Here is a 26,396-nt window from a genome sequence, read left to right as displayed (position 1 = left end):
CTTGAATTGGTCGAACCATGAGTTCCAGTGGGTGACTAACCCGTGCCGTGAAGTCGCTCGGTCAGTTCCCGTGCGGTCTCCGCGACAGCCCTGCCGATGTTGGGAAGGGCCCTGCCGACGCGGTATTTGGGTGCGGATACGTTCACCGCCGCCACGATCCGGCCGGTGAAATCGCGTACCGGTGCGGCCGCCGCGACCAGCCCTGCCTCGAACTCCTCGTCCGCGAGCGCGAATCCCAGCTTGCGTGCCCTGCGTAGCCGGTTGAGGAATTCCCGCTCGGTATGCGCGGCCTTCGGTCCGGCGATCATCGAAGCGCTGGCGTTGAACAGTTCCAGCGCTTCATCGTCGGCGGCATCGAAAAGCAGCGCACGTCCGGTTGAGGTGCAGTGCATCGGGGTAGTGCGGCCGATCCAGCCAGCCGCCTGTACCGAACGCAGCGGGTTCTCGGACAGCACGGTCAGTGCCTCGTTCGCGTTGCGCACACTGAGATGGCTACGTTCGGACACCAGCCCGACGAGTTTGCGCAGCACGGAAGGCGCCGCCGCGATCAGCTTCCGATCGCTTGCTCCCGCGGCCAGTGTGTACAACCGCCAGCCGAGCTGGTATTCGAGCGTCTTCGGATCCCGTTCCACGAAGCCTGCCTCGCTGAGTACCTGCAGGGTGCGGGACACCTGGGTCTTTTCCCTACCGAGGTGGCGGGCTATTTCCACGACCCCGGTGCCGGCCGGCCCTTCAGGGGAGCCGAGGGCTTCGAGTACCGCGATCGCCCGCTGCACGCTCGACAAGGATTCGTTTGGCATACCCACACTCTCCGCGGGACCGGCGAGCCTGGCAACCGGAGTTGCTCCATGCGCACGCCGCCGGAGCGTCGCGATCATCCGGGCATCACCAGCTCCGCTGCCCGCTCGCTCGCCGCGCTGCGCAGCGATCCGGGGTCGATGCCCTGTGCGGCAAGGGTTTCTTGCAGTAACACCAGCGCTTCTGGCGGCGGTGGGGAATCCGGCTGGCCAGCGTCCGAGGACAGCACAACGCGGTCCACCCCGACCGTACGGGCATATTCGGCGAGCCAGGCCGCGCTGGCGCCATGCTGATGCAGCAGCTGGAAGGTGGTGATTTCCACCAGCGCGCCAGCCGAAGCGAACTCGCGTGCCGTCTCCGCCGGCATCGCCGGCACCGTGTAGCCGGGGTGGGTGAGCAGCACCCGGCGAACGCCGTGCCGGGCGGCGACCGGCAACAGCCAGCCGATCTCCGCCGTGCTCAGGTGCCCGGTGGCGAGTACCGCGTCCGCCTCGGCGATGAGTTCGCAGATCCGGGTGACCTCGTCGGCGGTTTCCGGATTCACGGGTGGAATCCCGTAACTGAGCGGGGACAGCTCCGGATGTTGCCCGCATAGCCTCGGTAGACCAGCGGCATGCTGCGCATGCGCGTCGCTGGTGGGAAACCACACAACGCGACCGCCCTGGGCGAGCGTCGCGGCCACCGCCGCCGCGTTGATCCCACCGACGTGCCGGTTCAACGCGATCCCGCCGAAGACCGCAAGACCGGTCACTTCCGCCGCGGCCGCCGCTCTGCCTACAGTGGACTCATAGTGGCCTTTGAGGACACAACCGGTGAACCCGGCGCGCGCATAGGCGGTGACGGTAGCCAGGTCGCCGCCATGGCGCGGCCAGATGTCCGGGGCGGCGTGCACGTGGAGATCGAACACGCCAGCAAGCCTGCGGGAGTCGGTGAGCGCCGGCAACCACCGGTGCGCCCACGGCTCCGTTCAGGTGCGCCCACCGCGCCCGGACACTGGGCGAGTGCGGTGGCTAGTCGTCGCCGCTTTCGTTGATCAGGCGTTCCAGCTCGCGGCGAAGCAGGCCAAGCCGGGCCTCTTGCAGCAGCGGCATCTCGCGCCTGCGCCGCCTGGCGGCCCGCACGTCGAGGTCCACGATCAGCAGCGATTCATCCCACTCGGGTGCCCGCGCGACCACCTCGCCCCACGGGTCGAGGACCTGGGAACCGCCCCAGAACCGCGCACCGGCCTCATCGCCGACCCGATTGACGAACACCACCCAGCACTGCTGCATCCGTGCCGTGTAGCCGAGCAGGTCATGCCAGTACGGCGCCGGATCGAACCCGCCCGCGGTGGTTTTCGACGCGCTGTTCGTCGGCACCAGCAGGATCTCCGCGCCGTCCTGCGCGGCCAACCAGGGCAGCATCGGCTGCCAGCAGTCGTTGCACACCAGCGTCGCCATCCTGGCGTGCGCGGTGTCGAAGGCACGCATGCGCTGGCCGGGGCTCGCGTGCTTGCGTTCCTCCCAGATCAGGTAGTTCGGCAGGTACAGCTTCCGGTGGTTGTGCACTACCTGGCCCGCGGAAAGGTAGACCGCGGAATTATGCCTGCGCACCGGGGCGTCCTCGAGTAGCCCGATCACCACATCGGGGCCGTGCCTGGACAGTTCCGCCAAGCGTGGGTCGGTCAGCGGCAGGGACATATCGTCAGTTACCTGACCGAGCGCATAACCGGTGAGGCTGAGCTCGGGAAATACCACCAGATCGGCCTGCTGTGCGGCCGCCTCCTTGATCAGCCGTTCGGTATTCACGAGGTTCCCCTCGATATCGCCGAGCTGGCAGTTCGTCTGTGCGAGTGCCACTCTCATGCGTTTCACCTCCCAACATCCGCGTTTCTCTCCGGCGGCTCCTCGGCTCGGCAGCGCGAGACGGCAGCCACCATCGGCCACCGGCGTTGTACAACGGATTTTCGAGGAGTGATCGCCACGCGCGCCGCGTCGGCCGCGTGCGCACTACGGTACGCGTAGGGCGGGATCTGGCACGAGCCCGCGGTAGGTAAAAAGTCTGGAGTGGTGAGCAGTGGCTGAAACGGGGCTGCCCTGGCCCGCCGGCGCGGCGACCGGGATCGGCTCGATGCCGGGTACCGACCCGCGGGAAGCGGCCAATATTGTGCTTGGTGAGCTGCCCGAATTCCCCTATCTGCCGGAACTTCCGGCCCGCGGCGTCGGCGCCGACATCATCGGCCGTAGCGCCGCGCTGCTTGTCGATCTCGCGGTGGATGTGGTGCCAAGCGGCTACCGGGTCGCGGCGCGCCCTGGCAGTGTGCAACGCAGGGCGGTTGATCTGCTCCGCAAGGACGTGGACACGCTGGACGAGATGGTCGAGCGTGCCGGGGCGTCGCCGGGCGTGGTGAAGGTGCAGCTGGCTGGGCCATGGACGCTGACGGCCGAGATCGAGCTGGCGCGCGGACATCGGGTGCTCACAGATCGCGGCGCCGTACGCGAGTTCACTGAATCGCTGGTCGAAGGGCTCCGCGCGCATATCGCGGAGGTCGCAAGGCGAACCGGTAGCACCGTGGTCGTGCAGCTGGACGAACCGAGCCTGCCGCAGGTGCTCGCCGGCGCGTTGCGCTCGCCATCCGGCTACGAACAGGTACCAGCCGTCCCACAGCCGGAGGCGGTCGAACTACTCGCCAGGGTGATCAGCGCCGCTCGCGCGGCAACCGGTGCTCCGGTGCTGGTGCACTGCTGTGCGCCCCGACCACCGATCGCGCTGTTTCGCAAGGCGGGCGCGGCTGGCGTGTCGTTGGATGCGAGTTCGCTGGACGGTGCCCCCACGGCATTCACCGACGAGTTGGGACAGGCCTGGGACAGCGGCACCGTACTGCTGCTTGGCCTTGTGCCCAGTACCGACCGGGGCACTCGTCCGGACCTGCGTACGCTCGCCGGACCAGCGCTGCGCCTGGTGGACCGGCTGGGCTTTTCGCGCACGACTCTCGCCGAGCTCGCGGTGCCCACGCCGAGTTGCGGGCTGGCCGGCGCGAGTACAAGTTGGCTGCGCACGGCACTTTCGGCGACACGCGATCTGGGCAAGGCCTTCGTCGAACCACCCGAGGATTGGTGAACGGCCTGCGACACCTGGGTGCTGGCGCGCACAATGGTGGGTATGCGCAACTGGTTTCGTCGGCGTCGCGGCGGCACGGAGGTCGGAAGCGAGCCCGCTACCGCCGCGCCCGCACCGACCGGGATCTTCGATGAACGGAAGCTGCTCGGGGCCGAGCCAGCCGAACTGGCCGAGCGGTTCTGGCAGCGATGGTCGGCGCTGTTGCCCGAGGTGCACGCCGCGCTCGGGGACCGTGCCCCACAGCGGGTGGAGCAGCTGCTCTGCGAGGTGGTCGCGGACCTGCACCCGGAGTTGCAGTTCGCCGTCGAACGGGGCCAGCGAGCCAATTACGCACTGGTGCTGACCGGGCAGGAAGACCCGAAGCTGCGGCCGTACACGGACGCCTGGCTGGCTCGGGCACCTGCCGAGGACCTGCTGTGGGAGTACCACGATTCGGTACCCCCGGTGCCCGATCCCACCGAGGTCACGGTGAATCTCGGGGAACACCGGTTGCCGCTGGCCGAGGTCCGGGTAGCCGTGCAGGTGGATACCGCCGAGCAACTGGTCGATGTGGCCGTACACCACCCGCGACTGGCCGACCTCACCGAATCGGCGAAGCAGACGATGACGTTCCTGCCGCTGGATGCCACGCTCGGCGAGCGACTGGCCGCCGAGCGACTCCGCAGGGTGGAAACGGCGGAGGCGGAGCCAGCCGGCGCGGTGACGCTGCTCGAGTTGCGCACGGTGGTGCGCGGACTGGCCGGGCTGCCGGATTCGCCCCAGTCGGATTCGCCCCAGTCCGATTCGACCCAGTCCGAGGCGCGTCCACCGCAAGATCCCTAAAGATTGCGGTCTGGTGGCGTCGCGAGCGGGTTCGTCGGTCGGGGTTATTAGTCTGGGCTGGTGACCAGGCAGAGCGAGCAAACCGAACGGGCGGAACCCACTGCCGCGGAACCTACTGGCGCGGAACCCACTGGGGCCGAGGACCTGCCGGCCGACCGGGCCAGCGGCGCACAGGACATCGGCGACGTCCCGGTGGCGGCCCGCGAGCGACATCGCGAACTCGTCGAGTTGGTGGACCAGCACCGGTTCCGGTACTACGTGCTGGACTCGCCGACGATCGCCGACGGTGAGTTCGACGCACTGTTCCGCGAGCTCGAGCAGCTGGAGGAACAGCACCCCGGACTGGCGACCCCGGACTCGCCGACACAGGCGGTCGGCGGCACCTTCTCCACCGCGTTCACCGCGCACGATCATCTGGAACGCATGCTCAGCTTGGACAACGCGTTCGATTCGGATGAGCTCGGCGCCTGGGTGGACAGGGTGGAAAAGGAGATCGGCGCCAGCACCGACTACCTCTGTGAACTCAAGATCGACGGCCTTGCGATCAACCTGCTCTACGAGCGCGGTCGGCTGGTCCGCGCGTTGACCAGAGGCGACGGGCGGACCGGCGAGGATGTGACGCTGAACGTGCGCACCATGCGTGACGTGCCCGAGGAGCTGGCCGCCAGTGAGCAGTTCCCGACGCCCGAGCTGGTGGAGATCCGTGGCGAGGTGTTCTTCGCGGTTGAGGAATTCGCCGAGCTCAACGCGCGGCTGATCGAGGCGGGTAAACCGCCGTTCGCGAACCCGCGCAACTCGGCCGCCGGCTCGTTGCGGCAGAAGGACCCGAAGGTCAGCGCGAGCCGGCCGTTGCGGCTGATCTGTCACGGCCTCGGCAAGCGGGAAGGGTTCGAGCCGAGCAGGCAATCCGAGTCGTATGCCGCGCTACGTGCCTGGGGCCTACCGGTTTCCGAACACACCAAGGTGCTCGCCGCCGAAGCGCTTGCCGAGCACGTCAAGTACTGGGGGTCGCATCGGCACGACGCGGTGCACGAGATCGACGGCATCGTGATCAAGGTGGACGATGTGGCGCTGCAGCGCAGGCTCGGCGCCACCTCGCGGGCACCGAGGTGGGCGATCGCCTACAAGTACCCGCCCGAGGAAGCCACAACCACGCTGCTGGATATCCAGGTCAACGTGGGGCGCACCGGTAGGGTCACCCCGTTCGCGGTGATGGAACCAGTGAAGGTGGCGGGTTCCACGGTCGCGATGGCCACGCTGCACAACGCCGAGGAAGTGGTCCGCAAGGGCGTACTGATCGGCGACCGGGTGGTCATCCGCAAGGCCGGCGATGTGATTCCCGAGGTACTCGGCCCGGTGGTGGATGTGCGGACCGGTGACGAGCGGGCGTTCGTGATGCCCACGCTGTGCCCGGAGTGCGGCACGCCGCTGCGGCACCAGAAGGAAGCCGATGTGGATATTCGCTGCCCGAACGCGCGGTCCTGTCCCGCGCAGCTCAGGGAGCGACTGTCCTATCTGGCTAGCCGCAGCGCGTTCGATATCGAAGTACTTGGCTACGAGAGCGCGAGCGCGCTTCTCACCTCGGGCGTGCTGCACGACGAGGGTGATGTGTTCACCCTTGATGAGGACAAGCTCAAGGAATGCGATCTGTTCCGCACCAAGGCGGGTGAGCTGTCCGCGAATGGCGCTAAGCTGCTCGCCAACCTGGACGCGGCCAAGCAGCGTCCGCTGTGGAAGGTCGTGGTCGGGCTTTCCATCCGGCATGTCGGGCCGACCGCGGCGCAGGCACTGGCCAGGGAGTTCGGTTCACTGGACGCCATCCAGGCTGCCGACGAGCAGGAACTCGCCGATGTGGACGGGGTCGGACCGACGATCGCCGCCGCCGTTCAGGAGTGGTTCGCGGTGGATTGGCATCGCGAGGTCGTGGAGAAATGGCGGGCCGCCGGCGTGCGGATGGTGGCCGAGCGCGATAATTCCATCCCGCGTAACCTGGAGGGCATGTCCATAGTGGTCACTGGATCGCTGCGGGATTACTCGCGGGATGAGGCGAAAGAGGCGATCATGGCGCGCGGCGGTAAAGCGGCCGGATCGGTGTCGAAGAAGACGGCCTTCGTCGTCGCCGGCGAGGCTCCTGGTTCAAAGTTTGACAAGGCGGTGCAGCTGAAAGTGCCGCTGCTTGATGATGACGGTTTTCGGGTGCTCCTCGAGCAGGGCCCCGAACAGGCGCGCGAGGTAGCGCGAGTAGATGACTGACGTAATCGTCCGACCGGCCAAGCCGGAGGAATTCGAGCGGGTGGGTGAGCTCACCCTCGCCGCGTACCAGGCGAGCAGCGCGTTGGAACCAGAGTCCGACTACCGCAAGGAACTTGCCGATGCTGGGCGGCGGGCCGCGGCCGGTGAACTGCTGGTGGCCATCGATCACGAAGGTGCCATCCTCGGCTCGGTGTCGATGGCCCTGCCCGGTAGCGAGTTCGCGGAGATCGCGCGCGAAGGCGAGCTGGAGTTCCGGATGCTCGCCACCGCCCCTGATGCGCGGCGGCGCGGTGTTGGCCATGCGCTGACCTGCGCGGTGCTCGATCGGGCCGGCGAACTCGGCTGTACCAGGGTGGTGCTGTGCAGCAGGGACGTCATGGTCGCCGCGCACCGGCTGTACGAGCGGCTCGGTTTCAGCCGGCTGCCCGAGCGGGATTGGCAGCCGGGCCCCGGGGGACTACAGCTTGCCTTCGCCGTTCCGGTGTGCCGGGCTCCGGTCGACTGATTCGCTGGGCCAAAGCGCTCGACCGGGTACCCGCCCCGGGTTATGCTGACCCGGTGATCCGCAGTGGCATACCACTCGCCACCGCGCGGTGGATCGTGCCGCCGTTGCCACTCTACGGCGAGGATCACCGGCGCGGCGATCTCGCCCCATAGCTAACTCCTGCGATTCCAACTGTCCTGCCATGTGCATCGTGCATGGCTAAATTCGCTGTATCGCAGGAGTTTTCCCTTGTCTAATGTGTCTAATTTGGACGACTTTGTGGTTGCGCTACCCAAGGCGGAACTACATGTGCATCTGGTCGGCTCCGCGAGCGTGGACACCGTGCTCGCGCTGGCCGCCCGGCACCCGGAAGCAGGCGTGCCAACCGATGCGGCCGCGTTGCGGGAGTTCTACCAGTTCCGCGACTTCGACCACTTCGTCCGGGTGTACCTCGCCGTGCAATCACTGATCCGCACCGCGGCGGACATCGAACTGCTGGTCACCGGGCTCGCCAGGGAGCTGGCCGCGCAGCAGGTGCGCTATGCCGAGGTGACCGTCACGCCGTACAACCATCTGCTCGACGGGATGTCCGACGACGCGCTGCTGACCGGGCTCGCCGACGGGCGAACCGAGGCAAGCGAACGCTATGGCGTCGAACTCGCCTGGTGCTTCGACATTCCCGGCGAGCAAGGCGTGCTCGGCGGGCGCGAGACGGTTGCCTTCGCGCTGGGAAACCGGCCGCAGGGGCTGGTCTCCTTCGGCCTCGGCGGCCCTGAGGTCGGTGTGGGCAGGGCACAGTTCGCCCCGATGTTCACCGCGGCGCGCGAGGCCGGCCTGCGTAGTGTGCCGCATGCCGGCGAGACGACCGGGCCAGCGACCGTGTGGTCGGCGATCCACGATCTCGGCGCGGAACGGATCGGGCACGGCACCAGCGCCGGCTCCGACCCGCGGCTGCTGGACTACGCGCGCGAGCGGGGCATCGTCTTCGAGGTCTGCCCGACCTCGAACGTGCGCACCCGGCAGGTGCCGTCGATCGAGGCACATCCGATCCGCCGGATGCTGGATCATGGCGTGCCGGTAACCCTGAACACCGACGATCCGCCGATGTTCGGCGCCACGCTCGTCGGCGAGTACCGCGCCGTCGCCGGAACACTCGGGCTGACCGCACGGGAACTCGCCGAACTGGCCCGCACCTCGGTCACCGCGTCTTTCCAGAGCGAGGCGGGTAAGGCGAACACCCTCGCCGAGATCGACAAGGTGCTCGCCGAATACGAGCGCGGCTGAACTCGCTAACCCCAAGGAACGCGGTTACTGGGCGTCAGCCGTCCAGCACGACGGCGGCGATCCCGGCGAGATGCGCAAGCCTGGCGACCTCGGCGGCCCGGAACATCGGGCCGCCGGGGCGCCCGATGAGCAGCGCCCGGTCCGGCTTGCCGAGCGGCGTGGTGGCCAGCTCGGTGCCCAGCTCCTGCCAGGTCGGCGGCACCCAGTGGTCCTCGCCGTCCAGCACGGTTGCCCGCTCCACCGGCATCCACGGCAACTCGGTCAGCGGCTCCTCCGGCGCGGCGGTACTCGCGGCGTGCTGCCGTACCTTGCCGTTGTCCTGCGAGACCACCAGCGCCCAACCAGCGCGGAAGATCTTCGGCACCCCTTCGGCCAGGATGGCTAAGCCCTGGCTCGGTGTGGCCGCGATGTCCTCGACCAGCTCGAGCTCCCGATGCGTGTCCAACATGCCCGCATAGGGGCGTACCGCGTCCACTTCGACGCCCTCGATTGACTCGGCCGCGGTGATGAGTACATCGGGTAGTCGGCCGGATGGCAGATCGACGACGAGGTCGTCGATGGCCACGCCAGACTCGCGCTCGACAACATCCACGCTGAGTATGTCCGCGCCGATGGCGCCGAGAGCCGTCGCCACCGCCCCCAGGGTGCCGGGACTGTCCGGGAGTTGAACCCGGATCAGGAAGGACAAGGCGAAACGCCTCCCGCATCGGGCGCGGAGCCGGCCGAGCCGTCCCCGCGCGGCTTGTTAGGTGCACGGTGCTGTGGTCCGGCACACGTCGGCGCCGATACCGGCCGATCATTGTGGCAGACCATTCCAGCCTGCCCGATCCGCCGTCCGGTTCGCCGAATTATCTCCCATCCGTGTCCATGCCCAGGCCCTGTCCAGGCGCGTCCGAGCTCGCAATAGACTCCGGGTAACCGGTCTGTGCAGACAAGCCACAACCTGTGAGGTTGATCTTTCGTGCCGAGTATTTCCCGTGCCGAGGTCGCGCACCTCGCCCGCCTCGCGCGGCTGGCGGTGACCGAGGAGGAGCTGGACACCTTTGCTGGCCAGCTGGACGTGATCGTGTCCTCGGTGGCCACCGTCAACGAGGTGGCAGCCGAGGACATCCCGCCGACGTCGCATGCCGTGCCGTTGACGAACGTGTTCCGCGACGACGTGGTACGCGAGGGGCTGACCAACGAGCAGGCACTGGCCTGCGCGCCAGCCGCGGAGGACGGCCGGTTCCAAGTACCGCGCATCCTGGGGGAGGAACAGTGACCGAGCCAACCGACTCGGCGGCGCTGACCAGGCTCACCGCCGCCGAGCTCGCCGCGCGGATTCACGCGGGTGAGATCAGCGCCGAACGGGTGACCCAGGCGCATCTGAACCGCATCAGTGAAGTCGACGGCGCGGTCCATGCCTTTCTGCACGTGGACACCGAGGGTGCGCTGGATGCCGCGCGCGCGGTGGATGCCGAACTGGCCGCGGGCAAGCAGCCGCGCTCGGCGCTGGCCGGCGTGCCGCTGGCCCTCAAGGATGTGTTCACCACCAACGGTGTACCGACCACCTGCGGGTCCCGGATACTGGATGGCTGGATCCCGCCGTACGACGCCACGGTCACCCGCAAGCTGCGGGAAGCGGGGGTGGTGATTCTCGGCAAGGCGAACATGGACGAGTTCGCGATGGGCTCGTCCACCGAGAACTCCGCCTTCGGGCCGACGAGGAACCCGTGGGACCACGACAGGATTCCCGGCGGTTCCGGTGGCGGTTCGGCGGCATCGTTGGCCGCCTTCGAGGCGCCGCTCGCCGTCGGTACCGACACCGGCGGATCGATTCGCCAGCCAGCCGCGGTGACCGGCACGGTTGGCGTGAAGCCGACCTACGGCGGGGTGTCCAGGTACGGCCTTGTCGCGTTCTCTTCCTCGCTCGATCAGGGCGGGCCGTGCGCCCGCACCGTGCTCGACGCCGCACTGCTGCATGAGGTGATCGGCGGGCACGACCCGCTGGACTCCACCTCGATCGACGCCGCGGTGCCGCCGGTGGTGGCGGCCGCGCGGCAGGGCGCGGACGGCGATCTTCGTGGCGTGCGCGTCGGCGTGGTCACCGAATTCGCCGGCGAGGGCTACCAGCCTGGCGTGCTGAGCTCATTCCACGCCGCGGTGGAGACGTTGCGCGGCCTTGGCGCGGAGGTCGTCGAGGTGTCCTGCCCGAACTTCGAGCATGCGCTGCCCGCCTACTACCTGATCAACCCCAGCGAGGCTTCCTCGAACCTGGCGCGGTTCGACGCCATGCGCTACGGCCTGCGCGTCGGCGAGAACGGCGCCTCCGCCGAGGAGGTCATGTCGGCGACAAGGGAAGCTGGCTTTGGCGCCGAGGTGAAGCGCCGGATCATGCTCGGTACCTTCGCGCTTTCCTCCGGGTACTACGACGCGTACTACGGCCAGGCGCAGAAGGTGCGCACGCTGGTCTCCCGGGATTTCGCCGCCGCCTTCGAACGGGTGGACGTGCTGGTCTCGCCGACCACGCCGACCACCGCGTTCCCGATCGGCGAGCGGGTGGACGACCCGATGGCGATGTACCGGGCCGATCTGTGCACGGTGCCGGTGAACCTGGCTGGCAACGCCGCCATCAGCGTCCCGAGTGGACTGTCTGATGAGGATGGGTTGCCGGTTGGCCTGCAGGTGATGGCGCCGGCGATGGCCGATGAGCGGATGTATCGGGTCGGCGCGGCGTTCGAGGCCGCGCGGGATGCCGCACAAGGGGGTTCGTTGGTACTGGGTTGTCCTTCGGTACCGGGAACGGTCGAGCCGCAGGGGAGTGGCGCATGACGACGATGGCCGAAACGATGGATTACGACGAGGTCGTGGCGCGTTTCGATCCGGTGCTCGGGCTCGAAGTGCATGTCGAGCTGTCCACCGCGACGAAGATGTTCTGCGGCTGCGCGACGACCTTCGGCGCGGAGCCGAACACCCAGGTGTGCCCTACCTGCCTCGGGCTGCCCGGTTCGCTGCCGGTGGTCAACGGTGCCGCGGTGGAGTCGGCGATCCGCATCGGGTTGGCGCTGAACTGCGATATCTCGCCATGGTGCCGGTTCGCCAGGAAGAACTACTTCTACCCGGATATGCCGAAGAACTTCCAGACCTCGCAGTACGACGAGCCGATCGCCTTCGAGGGGTGGATGGACGTCGAGCTGGCGGACGGTGACACGGTGCGCGTGGGTATCGAGCGCGCGCACATGGAAGAAGACACGGGGAAATCACTGCATGTCGGTGGCGCCGACGGGCGGATCCACGGGGCGAGTCATTCGCTGCTCGACTACAACCGCGCGGGCGTGCCGCTGATCGAGATCGTCACGAAGCCGATCGAAGGCGTCGGTGACCGGGCGCCCGAGGTCGCCCGTGCCTATGTCACCGCCCTGCGGGACCTGCTTCGTGCGCTCCAGGTCTCCGATGTGCGGATGGATCAGGGCTCGCTGCGCTGCGATGCGAATGTATCGCTGCGGCCGGTCGGTACCACCGAGTTCGGCACCCGTACCGAGACGAAGAACGTGAACTCGCTGCGCAGCGTGGAGCGCGCGGTGCGCTACGAGATGACGCGGCAGGCCGCGGTGCTCGCCGGCGGCGGCGAGATCGTGCAGGAAACCCGGCACTTCGACGAGGGAAGTCAGACCACCTCCGCGGGGCGGCGCAAGGAAACCGCCGAGGACTACCGGTATTTCCCCGAGCCGGATCTGGTGCCGATCGCGCCGAGCGCGGACTGGGTGGCGCGGCTGCGCGAGACCCTGCCGGAGAAGCCGGCCGAGCTGCGTAAGCGAATCCAGCAGGAATGGCAGCTTTCCGATGCGGAGCTGCGCGATCTGCTCAACGCGGGTGCCGTCGAAGTGATCGCGGCGACCGTGCAGGCAGGTGCGACTCCCGATGAGGCCCGCTCCTGGTGGGTGTCCTATCTGGCGCAGCAAGCCAACACCCGTGGTGTCGAGCTGGCCGAGCTGCCGATCGGACCCGCGCAGGTGGCGAAGGTGATCGCGCTGGTGAACGCGGGCGAGCTGACCAACAAGCTGGCCAGGGAGGTCATCGATGGCGTGCTCGCCGGTGAGGGTGAACCGGCCGAGGTCGTTGCCGCGCGCGGGCTCGCGGTGGTTTCGGACGACTCCGCGCTGACCGCGGCGGTGGACGAGGCGCTTGCCGCCCAGCCGGATGTGGCGGACAAGATCCGTGCCGGCAAGGTGCAGGCCGCTGGCGCGATCGTTGGCGCGGTGATGAAGGCGACCAAGGGCCAGGCGGACGCCAAGCGCGTGCGTGAGCTGATCCTGGAGCGCTGTTCCTGAGTTCCCTGCCCCCGCTCGCGGTGCTCCCGCGCGGCGGGGGCCGTGGGAGACCACGGGACCGGGCTGCTGGCTCCTAGTCGGCTCCGCCGCCGCCGTCCTGCTGCACGATGATGACGACCCGGTCATCGCTGGAAACCGGCGATCCACCGTCCTTGTTCACCGTGCTTGCCACGACGGCCTTGTCGGTGAGCGCATCAACTCCGGAAAGTTTGCCGTAGCCGGACTCGCCTTCGGCGAACACGTTCGGCGTCTGCTCGAAGGTGCCGTCCTCGCGCAGCGTCAGGCTCTGCATATTGCCCGCGCCCGAGGTGGCGACCAGGACGCTGTCCGCGGTCACCGCGCAACCGGCCACACCAGGCCGGTCCGGCCAAGTCCAGTCCGCGCTACCGAGCGGCTTGCCGCTTTCCACCTGGTAGAGCAGATCCTTGTCCTGCGCGCGGTCGGTGACCCAGGTTTGCTCGCCATCGGCGCTGACACAGACACCGCCAGGCGCGTGTAGTCCGCCGGAAATGATCCGCGAACCGTCATCCGGGTTGTTCGGCGCCGGCCTGCCGAGGCCGTCGATCCGCAGCACCTTGCCGGCGAGGGATTTCGGGTTCTGCGCGGCGTTCGCGTTCCCGCCGTCGCCGGTGGCCACCAGTAGCGCCCCATCGGCATCGCTTGTCAACGCGCCCCGATTACCGGTTGACCCCTTGGGGATCCCGGTGAGCACCGGCTCGGGCGGCTGATCGGGGGCGATCCGCAGCACGCGGTTGTCCGTTCGGGTGGTGACATACGCAAAGATCAGCTGGTCTTCGTCGTAGGTCGGAGAAAGCGCGATACCGGTGAGCCCGCCGTCTCCGGAACCGTCCACCTCGAGCTTGCTGACCTGCACCGGTTCGGCATCTTGTTGTACCCGCATGATCCGGCCGCTCTTGCGCTCCGCCGCGAGCGCACTCGGCTCGGCACCGGCGCCGGGCAGGGTGGCGACCGCGGAAACGGTATCCAGGCAGGTAGCCAGCACCGCGGGATCGAAGTCGGTGCAGCCCTCCGGTGGAGGGATGGATTCAGGTGTCTCGGGCAGTTCTTCCTGCGGGGAGTCCTGATCGTCGCCGTCCTCGGGCAGCTGTGGTTCCGGCCCGGCTTCGGGGGTCAGCTCCGCCTGTTCCTGCCAGTTGCTCGGGGCGGCCTGATCCTCGAAATCAGCGCAACCGGTGAGCAACAGGGCACCGACGGTGATCAGCGCGAAGGATGCGGCCCGGCCAGCGCGCGTGGCCAGTCCGCGGCGGCCAGATCGGTGCCCCATCATCAACCACCAGGGTAGGCGGTATGCCGTGAATCGACGGTGAGGCAGTCGCAAACTCGCCCCAACCACCGGTGCTGGCTTGCCGGGCGGGTTGGCTGGGTAGCATCGCGGCACGTGACGACTCCCCCGGATTTCCTGCCCACGGTGACGGTGCTTGTTCCGGACGCGGCAGGACTGGACGCCTTCGCCGAGGTGGCAGGCGTCACGGCGGTGCACTATGACCCCGAGCGCCCGTTTCCCGCGGAGCTGAGCCACGCCGAAGTGCTTATCCCCGGCTTCGCGCCCTCCGGTGAACGGCTCGCCGGGCTGCCGAAACTGCGACTGGTGCAGCTGCTCAGTGCTGGCGCGGAAGCGTGGATCGATCAGTTGCCAGCCGGACTGCTGCTTTCCACCTGCCGGGGCGCGCACGGCGGTAGCACGGCGGAGTGGGCGATGACCGCGCTGCTCACCATCTACCGTGAGTTCGACCGGTTCGCCGTGGATACCGCCGCGGCCACCTGGCAACCCCGACGCACCGATACCTTGCAGGGCAAACGAGTGCTCGTGCTGGGCGCTGGCGATGTCGGCAGGCAGCTTGCCCGCCGGCTGGAGGCCTTCGACGCGCAGGTGACGATGGTCGGGCTACGGCCACGGGCAGGGGTACACGGCGTGGCCGAGCTACCCGGCTTGCTCGGCGCGCAGGACGCGGTGGTGCTCACCGTGCCGCTGACCTCGCAGACCGAAGGGATGGTGGATGCCGCGTTCCTGGCCGCGCTGCCGGACGGCGCGGTGCTGGTGAACGCGGCGCGTGGCAAGGTCGTGCGTACCGAGGCGTTGCTCACCGAGCTGGGGGCTGGCCGGCTGCGGGCGGCGCTGGACGTCACCGATCCGGAACCACTGCCGGCTGATCATCCGCTGTGGACCGTGCGGGGCGTGCTGCTCACCCCGCACGTAGGGGGCAGTTGCACGGGAAGCAGGGAGCGCTCCTACGCGGTCGCGGCCAGGCAGATCGCGCAGTTTGTCTCCGGCGAACTACCAGACAATCTGGTGAACGGCGAGTATTGATCGGGTGGTGCCGGCGAGTTCACCGTGCGTGGCTGTCCGAAATCTCCTACCCTGTGCGGCCAGAAAGCTAAGGCAGAGCTGGGGGCGAAGCAGCAAGGAGATCTCGTGACTTCAGACGCTGGTCAATCTGGCCCCTCGGCGGGCGGGCAGTTCGACGACGCGGGCTACAGCCCGGCCCTGTCCGCACCGCGCCCAAGTAGTACACCCCCGCAGGACAAGGACACCAGTAACAAGGCCGAATGGCATGCCGGACTGGATCTGGGCCTGCTGGCCATCCGGGTGATCCTCGGTGGCATCTTCATCGTGCACGGGCTGCAGAAGCTCGGCATGTTCGGCGGGATGGATGGCAATGGCGGGGGCGTCAGCGTCTTCGCCGATGCCCTCAGTGCCAGTGGGTACAGCGCGACGACCATGCTCGCCTGGGTCACCACGGTGACCGAGCTCGGTGCCGGCGTGTTGCTCGTACTCGGTCTGTTCACCGCGCTTGCCGGGGCCGGCATCGTCGGCGTGATGACCAACGCGGTGATCGCGATGAAGCTGGAGGCCGGGTTCTTCGCCGGCGAGGGCGGCTACGAGTACGAGATGATGCTCGGCGCGGCCGCGCTCGCGTTGATGTTCACCGGTGCCGGGCGGGTCGCGCTGGACCGCCGTACCCGGTGGTTCAGCCACGCGCCCGCGTTCGGGCTCGTTTCGCTGATTCTCGCCGCCGTCGCCACCGTGGTCGTGCTACTGGTTTTCCGGTGATCTAGTGGGGCGCCCTCAACCGCAATCCTTGGGGATCGTGCGGTTGAGGGCGTGACCGCGTTCTCGGCTCAGCGTGCTGGGTCGCGGACCGCGCCGGTATGCGAGGAGGTGGCCAGCCGCGCGTAGGCGCGCAGTGCCTTGCTCACCGGCCGGTCCCTGTCGATCGGCTGCCACGGGTGCTCGCTGGAGGCCATCTTGGCGCGCCGTTCGGCGAGCACTTCGGCGGAAACCAGCAGTTCCAGCCGGCGCTCGTGCACATCGATCAGGATCTGGTCCCCGTTTTCCACCAGCCCGATCGCGCCCTCATCGGCCGCCTCCGGGGAGATATGCCCCACGGAAAGACCAGAGGAACCACCGGAGAACCGGCCGTCGGTGATCAGCGCGCACTTCTGGCCAAGACCCGCGCCCTTCAGGAACGCGGTGGGGTGCAACATTTCCTGCATCCCCGGCCCGCCGGCGGGGCCCTCGTAGCGCACCACAAGTACCTCGCCCGCCTGCACCTCGCGGTTCAGGATCGCCGAAACCGCCTGCTCCTGGCTTTCCACCACTCGGGCAGGGCCCTCGAAACGCCACAGCGACTCATCGATCCCCGCTGCCTTGATCACCGCGCCGTATTCCGCGAGATTGCCGCGAAGTACGGCGAGCCCGCCTTCGGCGGTGTAGGCGTGCGCCGCATCCCGGATGCAGCCCTTCGCCGCGTCAGTGTCCAACTCGGACCAGCGATTCGCCGTGGAGAACGCCTCGGTGGTGCGTACCCCGCCCGGCGCGGCGTGGAACATCTCGACCGCCTGCTCGCTTGGCTGGGCCGCGCGGATATCCCATTCCGCCAGCCATTCAGCCAGCGAGGGGCTGTGGATCGCGTGCACGTCACGGTGCAACAACCCGGCGCGATCCAGCTCGCCGAGGATGGCGGGGATGCCACCGGCCCGATGCACGTCCTCCATGTGGTAGTCCGAATTGGGCGCCACCTTGGAAAGGCACGGCACCCGGCGGCTGACCGCGTCGATGTCCTCGAGCGAGAAGTCGATCTCGCCTTCGGTCGCGGCGGCCAGGATATGCAGCACGGTGTTCGTCGAGCCGCCCATCGCCATATCGAGCGCCATCGCGTTCTCGAATGCCTTGCGACTGGCCAGCGAGCGGGGCAGTGCGGTGGCGTCGTCCTCCCGATACCACCGGTTGGCGAGTTCGACGACGGTACGGCCGGCGTCGAGGAAGAGCTGGCGCCGCGCGGCATGCGTGGCAAGAATCGACCCGTTGCCAGGCAACGCGAGGCCGAGTGCTTCGGTGAGGCAGTTCATCGAGTTGGCCGTGAACATCCCGGAGCAGGAGCCACAGGTCGGGCAGGCGGAGCGCTCCACTTCGGCCAGACCATCGTCATCGACCTGCGCGCTCGCCGACGCCGAGATCGCGGTGATCAGGTCGGTTGGCGCATGTGCGACGCCGTCGACCACGACCGCCTTACCGGCCTCCATCGGTCCACCCGAGACGAACACCGTCGGGATGTTCAGCCGCATCGCCGCGTTCAGCATCCCCGGGGTGATCTTGTCGCAGTTCGAGATGCAGACCAGCGCGTCCGCCTGGTGACCGTTCACCATGTACTCGACCGCATCCGCGATGACCTCGCGGGAGGGCAGCGAGTAGAGCATGCCGGAATGCCCCATCGCGATCCCGTCATCCACCGCGATGGTGTGGAATTCCCTCGGTACGCCCCCTGCTTCGCGCACCGATTCGGCCACCAGCTCGCCGAGATCCTTGAGGTGAACGTGACCAGGCACGAACTGGGTGTACGAGTTGGCGATCGCGACGATCGGTTTACCGAAGTCTCCGTCGGTCATGCCGGTGGCCCGCCAGAGCGCGCGGGCGCCGGCGGCATTACGGCCATGCGTGGTGATCCGGGAGCGCAGCTGCGGCACGGCTCCTCCAAATGAAGTTCACGGTTCGGTTGAGTTCCGCGGCGCGCTACGGCGGGTGTGCCGGTTGCGGCGCACCGGTAGTTCGTAGGCTACTCCCGTGCCTGGCCGGCGGGTTCCGCCGCTTCGGCTTCGGTGTCAGTTTCCCGAGTTGACGCGGAATTCGTGTCCGGCGCCACATCGGCTGCCCTATCCGCGGTCGCTTCTGAAGCCACCTCTTCTGGGGCGACCTCTTCTGAGGCCACCTCTCCTGGGGCCACCTCTTCTGGTGCGTCCGCTGTTGGCGCGTCCTGCTGTTCGGTCGAGTCCACCGTGGTATCCGGGATCCGTCCCTCGCTGAGGATCGCGATCACCGGGATATGCCTGGTGCGAACCGTGGGCAGCCGGATCTCGGCCTCATCCCGCAGTACCGCGTAGACCTGTGCTTTCGGCGTCAGGCGCAGGCCGGCGATCTCCGCCCACGGCAGCACTCGCTTGGACCAGACCGTGCGGACCACCATGCCGTCCCGATCCACCGTGGTGCGGCGGCGCAGGGTCCACACGATGATCACGACCGGGACCACGTAGACGGCCTGTAGACCCGTTGCCCCCCAGGCGAACGGGGTGGCGCAGACCGCCACGAAGAACGCCACCAGCAGCAGTACGGTGGAGGAACGAAACACCGCTCGCGCATTGGGCGGCAGTGCGGTTGGCTGCGCTGCTGGCTGCCGCGGAGCGGACTCGGCGTTATCGCTGGACATGACTCGATGGTGCCACCGGCCGCGCGGACCGTTCACGTCCGGGGGACCCTGCGGTGCCCAGTATGCGGGATGTACGTCCCGCAGAGTTGACGCCCGATACGGAGAGGCGTTAACGTCGGGGGCATGCTGCTGCGTAATGGCCTCGTACTTCCGAAGCGCGTCGACGCTTAGGGAGTTTACGACGACGTCGACGCGCAACCCTCGTGCGGCCCTTGGCCGGCGGGGGTTTTTTCGTGTCAGGACCAGGTTTTCCGCGGCAGCGCCACCAGAAACTGAGTAATCGAGACCAGGGGCAGAACTGATGACCAGTGCCACCTCGCGATCGGCCAAGGCCGATCCGGAATCCGGCACGCAGGGCGGGGCTACCCAGCCGTCCGCGACGCCGCAGAACGGGCAGCAGAGCCGCCCGAAACCAGCACCGCCAGCGGGCGCGCCGGTACGCGTAACCGGCGCACAGTCGCTCGTCCGGTCGCTGGAGTCGGTAGGCGCCGAGGTGGTATTCGGGATTCCTGGTGGCACGATCCTTCCCGCCTACGATCCGCTGCTCGACTCCACGAAAGTCCGGCACATCCTGGTTCGCCATGAACAGGGCGCGGGGCACGCGGCGACCGGATACGCGCAGGCCACCGGCAAGGTCGGGGTCTGCATGGCGACCTCGGGGCCGGGGGCGACGAACCTGGTCACACCGCTTGCCGACGCGCATATGGATTCCATCCCGGTGGTGGCCATCACCGGCCAGCAGAGCAGGGCGCTGATCGGCACGGACGCATTCCAGGAAGCCGATATCTGCGGCATCACCCTGCCTGTCACCAAGCACAACTACCTGGTCACCGATCCAGTGGACATCCCACGGGTGATCGCCGAGGCTTTCCACCTCGCCTCGACCGGCCGGCCAGGACCGGTCCTTGTGGATATCCCGAAGGACGTCCTGCAGGAGAACACCTCCTTCAGCTGGCCCCCGGAGCGCCAGTTGCCCGGCTACCGGCCAACCATGCGCCCGCATGGCAAGCAGGTTCGGGAGGCTGCCGGGCTGATCGCCAAGTCCAACCGTCCCGTCCTCTACGTCGGTGGTGGGGTGCTCAAGGCGGATGCCGCCGAGCAACTGCGGGAGCTGGCCGAACTGACTGGTATCCCGGTGGTAACCACGCTGATGGCGCGCGGAGCCTTCCCCGACTCGCATCCGCTACATCTGGGCATGCCGGGGATGCACGGTTCGGTTGCCGCCGTGGCGGCGATGCAGCGAGCGGACCTGATTCTCGCGCTCGGCGCCCGGTTCGACGATCGGGTCACCGGGCAGCTGTCCAGTTTCGCGCCCGAGGCCGCGATCGTGCACGCGGATATCGACCCGGCGGAGATTTCCAAGAACCGCAAGGCCGATGTTCCGATCGTCGGTGATTGCCAGGAGATCATCACCGAGCTGATCGCCGCGGTGCACGCGGCCGGCGAGCGGCCGAGCCTGGAAACCTGGTGGTCGCTGCTGAGTAATTGGCGGGACACCTTCCCGCTCGGTTACGACTGGCCGGCCGATGGCGCGCTTTCCCCGCAGTTCGTGATCGAGCGGATCGGCAAGCTCGCGGGGCCGGCCGCGGTGTATGCGGCTGGCGTCGGGCAACACCAGATGTGGGCAGCGCAGTTCGTCCGGTACGAGAACCCACGTAGTTGGGTCAACTCGGGTGGACTCGGCACCATGGGATTCGCCGTACCGGCCGCGATGGGCGCGCAGTTCGGCCAGCCGGACAAGGAAGTCTGGGCCATCGACGGGGATGGTTGCTTCCAGATGACCAATCAGGAGCTGGCCACCTGCGCCATCGAGGGCGCGCCGATCAAGGTCGCGGTGATCAACAACGGCAACCTCGGTATGGTCCGGCAGTGGCAGAATCTGTTCTATTCGGAGCGCTACTCGCAGACCGACCTCGGTACGCATGCGCACCGGATTCCGGATTTCGCGCTGCTCGCGGAAGCGCTTGGCTGCGTTGGGCTGCGCTGCGAGACCAAGGACGAGGTCGACGACGTGATCCGGCGGGCGCGTGAGGTGACCGACCGCCCGGTGGTGATTGACTTCGTGGTGGGCAAGGACGCCCAGGTGTGGCCGATGGTCGCGGCGGGCACTGGCAATGACGAGATCATGGCGGCCAGGGGCATCCGGCCGCTGTTCGACGAGGACGAAGCGGAAGGACCGGAGACCGAGGGAATCCGGCCGGACGCGGCCACGCTGGTGGACCAGGACGACACGAACGACACGAAGAGCGCGGAAGACGGTGGGATAGCTCATGACTAGGCACACGCTGAGCGTCCTGGTTGAGGACAAGCCAGGCGTGCTCGCCCGGGTAGCCGGGCTGTTCTCCCGCCGTGGGTTCAATATCGAATCGCTGGCGGTAGGACCGACGGAGAACGAGAGCGTTTCCCGGATGACCATCGTCGTCGCGGTCGAGGAACTACCCCTCGAACAGGTCACCAAGCAGCTCAACAAGCTCATCAACGTGATCAAGATCGTCGAGCTGGACCCGGACACCTCGGTGCAGCGGGAGTTGCTGCTGGTCAAGGTCAGGGCGGATGCCACGGTGCGCAGCCAGGTACTGGAAACGGTGCAGCTGTTCCGTGCGAAGGTGGTGGATGTCTCTCCGGAGGCGGTCACTGTCGAAGCGACGGGCACCGCTGACAAGCTCGGTGCGTTGCTGCGGATGCTGGAACCATACGGTATCCGCGAGATCGTTCAGTCCGGAATGGTCGCGGTCGGCAGGGGAGCACGGTCGATCACCGCGACCGCGACCCGGTGATGGCGCAGGTTAGTACACGCAATTAAGGAGCAGTTCGTATTCATGAGTGCCGAAGTTTTCTACGACGACGATGCTGACCTCAGCGTCATCCAGGGGCGCAAGGTAGCCGTCATCGGCTACGGCAGCCAGGGTCACGCGCACGCGCTGAGCCTGCGCGATTCCGGGGTGGACGTCCGAATCGGACTCCCGGAGGGCTCGAAGTCCAGGGCGAAGGCCGAAGAGGAAGGGCTGCGGGTCGTCACTCCCGCCGAGGCCGCGGCCGAAGCGGACGTCATCACCATCCAGGCGCCGGACACCGTGCAGCGCACCCTCTACGCGCAGGACATCGAGCCGAACCTGAGCGAGGGTAAGGCGCTGTTCTTCAGCCACGGCTTCAACGTCCGGTACGGCTACATCAGCGCGCCGGCGAACGTGGACGTCGTGCTGGTCGCCCCGAAGGGTCCTGGCCACCTGGTGCGCCGCCAGTTCGTCGACGGCAAGGGTGTGCCGAACCTGGTAGCGGTCGAGCAGGACGCCACCGGCAACGCGCTGGCGCTTGGCCTTGCCTACTCGAAGGGGATCGGCGGCACTCGTGCCGGCACGATCAAGACGACGTTCACCGAGGAGACCGAGACCGACCTGTTCGGTGAGCAGGCGGTGCTCTGCGGTGGAACCTCGCACCTGATCCAGGCCGGGTTCGAGACCCTGGTTGACGCCGGCTACCAGCCGGAGATCGCCTACTTCGAGGTGCTGCACGAGCTCAAGCTGATCGTGGACCTGATCTACGAGGGTGGCATCGCCAGGCAGCGCTACTCCTGCAGCGACACCGCGGAGTACGGCGACCTGACTCGTGGACCGCGCGTGGTCACCGACCAGACCAAGGCGGAGATGCGCAAGATCCTGGCGGAGATCCAGGACGGCAGCTTCGCGAAGGAGTGGGTGGCCGAGGATGACAACGGCCGGCCGAACTTCACCCGGCTGCGCGAGCAGGGGCAGCAGCACCCGATCGAGCAGGTCGGCGCGCAGCTGCGTGGCCTGATGTCCTGGGTGGATCGTCCGATTACGGAAACCGCCTGAGTTAACTGCGAGGCGTGACGTCGTGCGCGGTATCGTGCGCGCGGCGTCACGCCTTTTCCGTTTGTGATCCAACGTCAGGGGAACGACATGAGTGAGAACACCGCGCCGATCTACGACGACAAGGCCGAGGTACGCGGCAACCTGGACCTGAGCAATGCCGAATGGCAGCGTCCGGGCGGCGATCAGGTCGAGATCGCGTTCGTGCCACACACCGACGGCGCCACCTACGTGGCGATGCGCAACGCGACCGAGCCGGACGGCACGATCCTGGTGTTCACCATGGCGGAATGGGACGCGTTCGTGGCTGGTGCCAAGGACGGCGAGTTCGACGAGCCCTAAACCTCGCCAACCTTAAAGAACGCGATTACGAGGAGTTATTGTCCGCCGGCGGCGCTATCGTTGCACGGTGAACTGGTATCGACCGGTCGCCGTGCCAACGGAACTCGCGGACGATCTGGTGACGGGCTGGACGGCACAGGTTGGTGGCGCGCACCGGCTCGTGCCGGATGGCTGTGTTGATGTGTTGTGGATCGACGGCGGGCGCCTGGTGCTCTGTGGCCCGGAGACCTCGGCGTGGTCCTTCCAGTTTCCGGCGGGGACGGCGGCCGTGGGGGTCCGGTTCCAGCCGGGCAGGGCAGGCTCGGTATTCGGGTTGCATACCGCGGAGATCCGGGACCGCCGGGTAGAGCTGGACGCGCTGCTCGGCTCGCGGGACAGCCGGCAGCTCGCCGAACGGATCGATGAAGCCGATGGCGTGGACGCGAAGCTGGCCGTACTCGGCGGGCGGGTGCGGTCCTGGCTGACCCGCGCACCGAGCAATGACCCGATCGCCGCGGCAGTGGCTGAACTGCTGCGCAACGATCCGAGTCTGCCTGTCGGTGCGCTCGCCGAGCGAATTGGCGTTGGCGCGCGGCAATTGCACCGTCGCTGCCTCGCGGCGTTCGGTTATGGTCCAGCTACGCTGCGCCGGATCCTGCGCCTGCAACGATTTCTGCGGTTGGCCAGGCAGCCGGGCGCACCGGTGTCCCTTGCTGGACTTGCCGTGCTTGCTGGCTACACCGACCAACCGCACTTATCGCACGATTGCCGGGAACTGGCGAACGCGAGCCCGCGTGAGCTGGTCGGCCGCACGCTCCGCGACGACATTCCTTGATGATATTGCGGTCAGGGAGTGCGACCGAGTAGACCGAGGAACCGGTGTTGGATCGGGGCATCGTCCGGCACCGCTACGGCCGGCCCACACACCCCTTCCATACGCAGATTGTCCTGGAACGGCAGCATCAGCTCGTAGTAGTGGCGGCAGTGCTCGGCTGGCAGCTGCTCGTCCTGTCCGGTTGCCCTTGCGATATCCCAGGCGTGCGCGACGAGGTCGACACCGAGGAAAGTGTCCACGGTGGCCTGGATCGAGGTGCGGCCGAAGTACCCGTCGTACTCCGCGCCAGCGCGTTCCGGATCCGCGAGCAGATCACCCATTTTCTCTTGCGCGGCAATCCATGTGCCCACCGGATCGTCTACAACGGACCCATCGATGGTCAGGGAGATCCCGGCATGCGACGGCATATTCGCGTAATTGTCCAACATATGGCGCAGTACGTCCCGCGCTGTCCACCCGGCACATGGCGAATCGTTGTCCCATGCGCCATCCGGTACCTGTTCAACCCGGCGAGTGAACTCCTCGGCGAGCGCGGTGTGCCGCTGCGCGATGGTCAGGTCACCGATCGAAGTAGTGTGTTCTGGCATACCTCGAGCATCCTCGCTCGGTCACCGACTGTCGTGTACGGATCGGACACCAGCCAAACCCCGATACCGTGTTCTTGACCTAACTGTTCTTGACTTATCTTTGCACCTTTCCGCCCGGTGTTTTGCCTCACCCTTTATTCGTGTGCATCCGCATCCCGATAGACTGCGACACGGTCCGCGCACACAGTTGTGCACGGTCAGCGTGGGTGTTGCGCCGGGACAGACACGCGGCTCGTGAGGTTGGCGCACATTTGCGCTCCAAACGAACCCACTGAAGCTTGGGAGCTTCCTTGTGAGCACTTCCCCCCGTCCTGTCGTCTTGCTAGCGGAAAAGCTCGCCCCGTCCGTGCTGGAGGTCTTCGGCGACGAGGTCGAAGTCCGCCATGTCGATGGCACGGACCGGCCGGCCCTGCTCGCCGCGGTCGCCGAGGCCGATGCGCTCGTGGTGCGGTCGGCGACCCAGGTCAACGCCGAGGTCTTCGCGGCGACCAACCGGTTGAAGGTCGTCGCGCGAGCCGGCGTCGGGCTGGACAACGTCGAGGTCCCCGCCGCCACCGAGCGCGGTGTGCTGGTGGTGAACGCGCCGACCTCGAATATCGTGTCCGCGGCGGAACACGCCTGTGCCTTGCTGCTCGCCGTCGCTCGGCAGGTGCCGGCGGCAGACGCGAGCCTGCACGGCGGCGCCTGGAAGCGCAGCTCCTTCTCCGGCGTGGAGCTGGGTGGCAAAACCGTGGGTGTGGTCGGCCTCGGCAAGATCGGCCAGCTGGTCGCCCACCGGTTGGCCGCGTTTGGCACCAAGCTGATCGCCTACGACCCGTATGCCTCCGCCGCGCGCGCCGCGCAGTTGGGGATCGAGCTGGTGGCGCTGGACGATCTGTTGCAGCGGGCCGATGTGATCACCATCCACCTGCCGAAGACCGATGAGACCAAGGGTCTGATCGACGCGGGCGCGCTCGCAAAGACCAAGCCGGGCGTCATCATCGTGAACGCCGCGCGCGGTGGGTTGATCGACGAGGCCGCGCTGGCCGATTCGGTCCGCGAGGGCCATGTCCGGGGCGCCGGTATCGATGTGTTCGCCACCGAGCCGACCACCGAAAGCCCGCTGTTCGGGTTGGACAACGTGGTGGTGACCCCGCACCTTGGCGCGTCCACGGCCGAGGCGCAGGACCGCGCGGGTACCGATGTGGCGCGCTCGGTGCTGCTCGCGCTGCGCGGCGATTTCGTACCCGATGCGGTGAATGTGGCCGGCGGCCCGGTCGGTGAGGAGGTACGCCCGTACCTCGCGCTGGCGCAGAAGCTGGGCACCGTGCTCTCCGCGCTGAGCACCAAGGCACCGTCCTCGGTCACCGTGGAGGTACGCGGTGAGCTGGCCAACGAGGACGTCAGCGTGTTGCCGCTGGCCGCGCTGCGCGGAGTGTTCTCCGAGGTGGTCGACGACCAGGTGACCTTCGTGAACGCGCCGCGGCTGGCCGAAGAGCTTGGCGTGGACGTTGACGTGGTCACCGCGCCGGAGAGCACCAACCACCGGAGCCTGGTCACGGTGCGCACGGTGCACGACGACGGCTACCGGATGTCCGTTTCCGGCACCGTTACCGGCCTTGACCAGGTGGAGAAGCTGGTCGAGGTGAACGGGCGGCACTTCGATATCCGCGCCGAGGGCAACATGCTGCTGCTCGAGTACCCGGACCGCGCTGGCGTCATGGGCAAGGCGGGCACGCTGCTCGGCGAGGCGGGAATCAACATCGAGGCCGCGCAGATCAGCCAGACCACCGACCACGAGCACGCGGTGATGCTGCTGCGGGTGGACCGCCCGGTAAGTGCCGAGGTGTATCAGCCGATCGGGGCCGCCGTGGAAGCAAGGGTTACCCAGGCGATTACATTCGTGTAACAGTGTTGGTGTCCCCGCGCAGGTCAGCGCGGGGACACCGCTGGTAACCAGCCAAATGGCGTAGTGGTGCGATTTAGCACACAAGCTAGGTTTCCCTTCGACGAGGCAGAGCTAGGCATCCGGGAGAGGACGGTGTCGCGCTGGGCCGTACGCGGGGATCCG

The 26,396-nt window shown here is 67.6% G+C and carries 24 protein-coding genes; 16 read left to right on the top strand and 8 right to left on the bottom strand.

Annotated elements, in window-relative coordinates; translation table 11 throughout:
* Positions 1–35: 35 nt before the first annotated feature.
* From EV191_RS16485 to EV191_RS16475, 3 genes are all read right to left on the bottom strand, one after another.
* On the bottom strand, positions 36–800 hold the full coding sequence (locus EV191_RS16485; protein ID WP_132877928.1) for an IclR family transcriptional regulator: 765 nt from the start codon (positions 798–800) through the stop codon (positions 36–38).
* A 74-nt stretch (positions 801–874) separates the two neighbouring features.
* Positions 875–1,705, bottom strand: coding sequence for a DUF6282 family protein (locus tag EV191_RS16480; protein ID WP_132877927.1), 831 nt, complete (start codon positions 1,703–1,705; stop codon positions 875–877).
* Positions 1,706–1,808: 103 nt separating this feature from the next.
* A complete protein-coding gene (locus EV191_RS16475; RefSeq protein WP_132877926.1) occupies positions 1,809–2,642 on the bottom strand; it encodes a nitrilase-related carbon-nitrogen hydrolase in 834 nt (277 codons plus the stop codon).
* Between the two features lie 265 nt (positions 2,643–2,907).
* Here EV191_RS16475 and EV191_RS16470 point away from each other — a divergent pair, with 265 nt between their 5' ends.
* The 5 genes from EV191_RS16470 to add all read left to right on the top strand — a co-directional run bounded on the left by EV191_RS16470 (position 2,908) and on the right by add (position 8,740).
* Positions 2,908–3,897, top strand: a complete 990-nt coding sequence (locus EV191_RS16470) for a methionine synthase (protein WP_132877982.1) — start codon at positions 2,908–2,910, stop codon at positions 3,895–3,897.
* 33 nt (positions 3,898–3,930) lie between these two features.
* The gene (locus tag EV191_RS16465) at positions 3,931–4,719 is read left to right on the top strand and encodes a hypothetical protein (protein WP_243659009.1); all 789 of its coding nucleotides are present in this window, start codon (positions 3,931–3,933) and stop codon (positions 4,717–4,719) included.
* A gap of 144 nt (positions 4,720–4,863) precedes the next feature.
* Positions 4,864–6,972, top strand: coding sequence for an NAD-dependent DNA ligase LigA (gene ligA, locus EV191_RS16460; protein ID WP_132877981.1), 2,109 nt, complete (start codon positions 4,864–4,866; stop codon positions 6,970–6,972).
* Positions 6,965–7,477, top strand: a complete 513-nt coding sequence (locus tag EV191_RS16455) for a GNAT family N-acetyltransferase (RefSeq protein WP_132877925.1) — start codon at positions 6,965–6,967, stop codon at positions 7,475–7,477. The genes ligA and EV191_RS16455 overlap by 8 nt, the downstream gene beginning before the upstream one ends.
* Positions 7,478–7,714: 237 nt before the next feature.
* Positions 7,715–8,740 (top strand): adenosine deaminase, encoded by a 1,026-nt coding sequence (add, locus tag EV191_RS16450; protein ID WP_132877980.1) that lies wholly within the window; start codon positions 7,715–7,717, stop codon positions 8,738–8,740.
* A gap of 34 nt (positions 8,741–8,774) precedes the next feature.
* On the opposite strand, the gene EV191_RS16445 is transcribed toward add, so the two are convergent.
* Complete coding sequence (locus tag EV191_RS16445) at positions 8,775–9,428, bottom strand: ACT domain-containing protein (RefSeq protein WP_132877924.1); 654 nt, start codon at positions 9,426–9,428, stop codon at positions 8,775–8,777.
* Positions 9,429–9,701: 273 nt separating this feature from the next.
* Between EV191_RS16445 and gatC the strand changes: the two genes are divergently transcribed.
* Genes gatC through gatB form a run of 3 tightly spaced genes read left to right on the top strand, consistent with a single transcriptional unit; the run spans position 9,702 to position 13,050 of the window.
* Positions 9,702–10,001: an Asp-tRNA(Asn)/Glu-tRNA(Gln) amidotransferase subunit GatC gene (gene gatC, locus EV191_RS16440; protein WP_132877923.1), complete on the top strand. Its 300-nt coding sequence runs from the start codon at positions 9,702–9,704 to the stop codon at positions 9,999–10,001.
* On the top strand, positions 9,998–11,551 hold the full coding sequence (gatA, locus tag EV191_RS16435; protein WP_165912974.1) for an Asp-tRNA(Asn)/Glu-tRNA(Gln) amidotransferase subunit GatA: 1,554 nt from the start codon (positions 9,998–10,000) through the stop codon (positions 11,549–11,551). The genes gatC and gatA overlap by 4 nt, the downstream gene beginning before the upstream one ends.
* Positions 11,548–13,050: an Asp-tRNA(Asn)/Glu-tRNA(Gln) amidotransferase subunit GatB gene (gene gatB, locus EV191_RS16430; RefSeq protein WP_132877922.1), complete on the top strand. Its 1,503-nt coding sequence runs from the start codon at positions 11,548–11,550 to the stop codon at positions 13,048–13,050. The genes gatA and gatB overlap by 4 nt, the downstream gene beginning before the upstream one ends.
* 73 nt (positions 13,051–13,123) lie before the next feature.
* Here gatB and EV191_RS16425 read toward each other — a convergent pair whose 3' ends face one another.
* A complete protein-coding gene (locus tag EV191_RS16425; RefSeq protein ID WP_424565471.1) occupies positions 13,124–14,338 on the bottom strand; it encodes a PQQ-dependent sugar dehydrogenase in 1,215 nt (404 codons plus the stop codon).
* Between the two features lie 111 nt (positions 14,339–14,449).
* Here EV191_RS16425 and EV191_RS16420 point away from each other — a divergent pair, with 111 nt between their 5' ends.
* Together EV191_RS16420 and EV191_RS16415 are read left to right on the top strand one after the other, a co-directional pair.
* The gene (locus EV191_RS16420; protein WP_243658995.1) at positions 14,450–15,379 is read left to right on the top strand and encodes a 2-hydroxyacid dehydrogenase; all 930 of its coding nucleotides are present in this window, start codon (positions 14,450–14,452) and stop codon (positions 15,377–15,379) included.
* 105 nt (positions 15,380–15,484) lie between these two features.
* Complete coding sequence (locus EV191_RS16415) at positions 15,485–16,123, top strand: DoxX family protein (RefSeq protein ID WP_165912973.1); 639 nt, start codon at positions 15,485–15,487, stop codon at positions 16,121–16,123.
* A gap of 68 nt (positions 16,124–16,191) precedes the next feature.
* Here EV191_RS16415 and ilvD read toward each other — a convergent pair whose 3' ends face one another.
* Both ilvD and EV191_RS16405 read right to left on the bottom strand, forming a co-directional pair.
* Complete coding sequence (gene ilvD, locus EV191_RS16410; protein ID WP_132877920.1) at positions 16,192–18,036, bottom strand: dihydroxy-acid dehydratase; 1,845 nt, start codon at positions 18,034–18,036, stop codon at positions 16,192–16,194.
* 89 nt (positions 18,037–18,125) lie between these two features.
* Positions 18,126–18,773, bottom strand: coding sequence for a PH domain-containing protein (locus tag EV191_RS16405; RefSeq protein ID WP_132877919.1), 648 nt, complete (start codon positions 18,771–18,773; stop codon positions 18,126–18,128).
* Between the two features lie 301 nt (positions 18,774–19,074).
* On the opposite strand from EV191_RS16405, the gene EV191_RS16400 reads away from it, so the two are divergent.
* The 5 genes from EV191_RS16400 to EV191_RS16380 all read left to right on the top strand — a co-directional run bounded on the left by EV191_RS16400 (position 19,075) and on the right by EV191_RS16380 (position 23,759).
* Positions 19,075–21,051: an acetolactate synthase large subunit gene (locus EV191_RS16400; protein ID WP_132877918.1), complete on the top strand. Its 1,977-nt coding sequence runs from the start codon at positions 19,075–19,077 to the stop codon at positions 21,049–21,051.
* Entirely contained in the window at positions 21,044–21,550 is a 507-nt protein-coding gene (ilvN, locus tag EV191_RS16395; RefSeq protein WP_132877917.1) for an acetolactate synthase small subunit, read from the top strand. The genes EV191_RS16400 and ilvN overlap by 8 nt, the downstream gene beginning before the upstream one ends.
* A 42-nt stretch (positions 21,551–21,592) precedes the next feature.
* A complete protein-coding gene (ilvC, locus tag EV191_RS16390; RefSeq protein ID WP_132877916.1) occupies positions 21,593–22,606 on the top strand; it encodes a ketol-acid reductoisomerase in 1,014 nt (337 codons plus the stop codon).
* Between the two features lie 87 nt (positions 22,607–22,693).
* Complete coding sequence (locus tag EV191_RS16385) at positions 22,694–22,945, top strand: DUF397 domain-containing protein (RefSeq protein ID WP_132877915.1); 252 nt, start codon at positions 22,694–22,696, stop codon at positions 22,943–22,945.
* Between the two features lie 67 nt (positions 22,946–23,012).
* Positions 23,013–23,759, top strand: a complete 747-nt coding sequence (locus EV191_RS16380; protein WP_207894550.1) for a helix-turn-helix domain-containing protein — start codon at positions 23,013–23,015, stop codon at positions 23,757–23,759.
* A gap of 11 nt (positions 23,760–23,770) precedes the next feature.
* Here EV191_RS16380 and EV191_RS16375 read toward each other — a convergent pair whose 3' ends face one another.
* Positions 23,771–24,346: a TIGR03086 family metal-binding protein gene (locus tag EV191_RS16375; RefSeq protein ID WP_132877914.1), complete on the bottom strand. Its 576-nt coding sequence runs from the start codon at positions 24,344–24,346 to the stop codon at positions 23,771–23,773.
* 292 nt (positions 24,347–24,638) lie between these two features.
* Here EV191_RS16375 and serA point away from each other — a divergent pair, with 292 nt between their 5' ends.
* A complete protein-coding gene (serA, locus tag EV191_RS16370) occupies positions 24,639–26,234 on the top strand; it encodes a phosphoglycerate dehydrogenase (RefSeq protein WP_132877913.1) in 1,596 nt (531 codons plus the stop codon).
* Positions 26,235–26,396: the final 162 nt, after the last annotated feature.

This window comes from Tamaricihabitans halophyticus (genome assembly GCF_004340875.1).
GTDB classification, from domain to species: Bacteria; Actinomycetota; Actinomycetes; order Mycobacteriales; family Pseudonocardiaceae; genus Tamaricihabitans; species Tamaricihabitans halophyticus.
Note: the sequence above shows the minus strand (reverse complement) of the source record. Positions and strands in the feature narration are given on the sequence as shown.